General features: G+C 72.1%; 4 protein-coding genes and 1 pseudogene. 3 read left to right on the forward strand and 2 right to left on the reverse strand.

Annotation, left to right across the window (positions count from 1 at the left end; genetic code table 11):
- Positions 1 to 906, forward strand: a 906-nt coding sequence (gene serC / locus GU5_RS0105920; RefSeq protein ID WP_010524658.1) for a phosphoserine transaminase, incomplete at its 5' end; no start/stop codon positions are given.
- A 146-nt stretch (positions 907 to 1,052) separates the two neighbouring features.
- Here the strand turns inward: serC and GU5_RS14255 are convergent.
- The gene (locus tag GU5_RS14255; protein ID WP_083830331.1) at positions 1,053 to 1,448 is read right to left on the reverse strand and encodes a DUF3027 domain-containing protein; all 396 of its coding nucleotides are present in this window, start codon (positions 1,446 to 1,448) and stop codon (positions 1,053 to 1,055) included.
- A gap of 1 nt (position 1,449) precedes the next feature.
- Positions 1,450 to 1,833: a cold-shock protein gene (locus tag GU5_RS0105930; RefSeq protein ID WP_010524660.1), complete on the reverse strand. Its 384-nt coding sequence runs from the start codon at positions 1,831 to 1,833 to the stop codon at positions 1,450 to 1,452.
- Positions 1,834 to 1,965: 132 nt separating this feature from the next.
- Between GU5_RS0105930 and GU5_RS14260 the strand changes: the two genes are divergently transcribed.
- Together GU5_RS14260 and GU5_RS0105940 are read left to right on the forward strand one after the other, a co-directional pair.
- On the forward strand, positions 1,966 to 2,238 hold the full coding sequence (locus GU5_RS14260; protein ID WP_010524661.1) for a hypothetical protein: 273 nt from the start codon (positions 1,966 to 1,968) through the stop codon (positions 2,236 to 2,238).
- 2 nt (positions 2,239 to 2,240) lie between these two features.
- A pseudogene (locus tag GU5_RS0105940) lies at positions 2,241 to 2,542 on the forward strand (hypothetical protein); the annotation flags it as partial.

Here is a 2,542-nt window from a genome sequence, read left to right on the forward strand (position 1 = left end):
GTCCTCGGCGTCGGCGGCTCCACCGCCTTCTGGGACGCGGCGACCTTCGGCCTGGTCGAGACTCGCGCCCAGCATCTGTCCTTCGGCGAGTTCGGCACGAAGTTCGCCAAGTCCACTGCGCAGGCGCCGTTCCTGGAGGACTCCGAGGTGCTCACCGCGGAACCGGGCACCCGTCCGACGCCGCAGGCTCGCGCCGGCGTCGACGTCTACGCCTGGCCGCACAACGAGACGTCCACCGGCGTGGCCGCCGACGTCCGCCGGGTCGACGGCGCCGACGACGGCGCGCTGGTGCTGGTGGACGGCACCTCGGCCGCCGGGGGCCTCGCCGTCGACGTCGGACAGACCGACGCCTATTACTTCGGTCCGCAGAAGAACTTCGGCTCCGACGGCGGGCTGTGGCTGGCGGCGATGTCCCCGGCGGCGATCGAGCGCGCCGAGCGGCTCGCGGCCGACCGCTGGATCCCGGACTTCCTGAGCCTGACCACCGCGATCGACAACTCGCGCAAGGAGCAGACCTACAACACTCCGGCGCTGGCGACGCTGATCACCCTCGACGAGCAGGTGCGCTGGCTGAACGCCTCGGGCGGGATGGAGTTCGCCGCGGCCCGCACCGCCGACTCGGCGTCCCGGGTGTACGCGTGGGCCGAAGCCCACGAGCTCGCCACGCCGTTCGTCGAGCGCTCCGAGGACCGGTCGAACGTGATCGTCACCGTGGACTTCGACGAGTCGGTCGACGCCGCGGAGGTCGCGACGATCCTGCGCGCCCACGGAGTGGTCGACGTCGAGCCCTACCGCAAGCTGGGCCGCAATCAGCTGCGCATCGCGACCTTCGTGGGCATCGATCCCGAGGACGTCTCGCGGCTGCTGGAATGCGTCGACGTGGTCCTGGAGGGCCTGACCTCCTGAGCACGAAGGCGACCTCCCGAAGGCGATGAGTCCGCGGGAGGTGTGGGAATACGTGGACTTTCCCACACCTCCCGCGGACTCATCCTGCCGAGGCGGCGACGGGCGCCGCCGTCGCGTCCACCCTCCCGCGACGCGCCGACACGCCCTCAGGTCTGCTGCGACGCGCCCTGGCTCGCCTCCGCCTGCTCCGCCGCCTTCTCGGCGGCGATCTCGGCCTCCTGCTCGCGAGCCTGCTTCTTCTCCTCGGCGTCCATGCGCTCGGCCCAGGGGATCCACTTCGGCGCCAGCAGCGCGTCGTCGCCGGGCAGCAGGCCGAGCTCGCAGACGGTGACCTTCTTGCTCCGCGGAGCGCGGGCGACGGTCACGTACCACTCCCAGCCCCGGTAGCCGGTCTTGTGCGCCGCGAAGCGATGGGTGTGCAGCCGGTCCTCCTCGGCCTTCACCGTCAGGTGGTCGCCGATCTGCTCGGCGGGGGCGATGTCGGCGAGCGCCTCGCGGGCGAGGTCGGTCGCCGCGGTCAGCACAGCGTCTCTGCGAGCCATGTCATGCCTCGAAATCGTCGGCCACACGGCGCAGCAGTGCGGCGATCTTCTTGGACTGGGCCGGCTGCGGGTATGAGCCGCTCCGGAGCGTGCGGGTGGTGCCCTCGAGCACGTTGACCAGGTCCTGGACCACCGAGGCCATCTCCTCGGCCGGCTTCCGGGAGGCGCGGGCGACCGACGGACCGTCGTCGAGGATCCGCACGCTCAGCGCCTGCTTGCCGCGGCGGCCGTCGGCGACGCCGTACTCCATCCGGGTGCCGGTCTTCACGCTGGAGACGCCGGCGGGCAGGGCCGAGGAATGCAGGAACACCTCCTGACCGTCGTCGGAGGTCACGAATCCGAAGCCCTTCTCGGCGTCGAACCACTTCACTTTCCCGGTCGGCACGTTCCTCCACCTCGTCGTCGTTCCCGTGCGGTCATGGTCTCGCATCGTCGAGCGCGCCGTCGGATGCTGGTCATGACGGGCGTCGCCCGCCCTCCAGGATACCGCTGCGCGGCGGAGAGATAGAATCGCCCCATGTCCTCCGCTCAGCCCTCCGCGACCGGCGCTGCCCCGACGCCGCTGCGACTGACCCTGCGCCTGCTGCTCGCCCTGGGCGTGGCGCTCTCCGTCGTCGGGGCGGTCTGCCTGGTGATCATCCTCGGGGTCTACTTCACGGGCGGCGAGCCGGCCCCGGCGCTGTACGCCGTCGTCCTCGTCGGCATCCCGGCCGGGTTCCTGCTGATGGTCGCGCACATGGTGTCCCTGTCCGCGTGGAGCCGGCACGCCCGCCGGCGCCGGCACGTCTGAGGATGTCCGCGCGCCCGCTCGGCATGGCCCCGCTGGCCCGGCTGCTCGCCCGTTGCGACGACGACGAGCTGGCCGCGCTGCTGACCTCCCGCCCCGATCTGCTCCACCCCGCTCCCGCCGACTTCACCGGCCTGGCGGTGCGGGTGCAGTCGGACATGAGTCTGCGCCGCTGTCTGCAGCACCTCGACGCCGCGCAGCTGGCGGTGCTGGGCGAGGTCGCCGCGGCCGTCGAACGCGGCTCCGCCCCGGATCTGCCCGTCGACGAGCGCACCGGACGGATCCTCGCCGAGCTGCGAGCGCGCGG

Origin of the sequence: Nesterenkonia sp. F (genome assembly GCF_000220985.1) — a bacterium.
Taxonomy (GTDB): Bacteria; Actinomycetota; Actinomycetes; order Actinomycetales; family Micrococcaceae; genus Nesterenkonia.

What these genes read in the sequence shown, in the direction of transcription:
- GU5_RS14255 (WP_083830331.1), bottom strand. Translation starts at nt 1,448, where the DNA reads ATGGCTCGCAGAGACGCTGTGCTGACCGCGGCGACCGACCTCGCCCGC.
- GU5_RS14260 (WP_010524661.1), top strand. Translation starts at nt 1,966, where the DNA reads ATGTCCTCCGCTCAGCCCTCCGCGACCGGCGCTGCCCCGACGCCGCTG.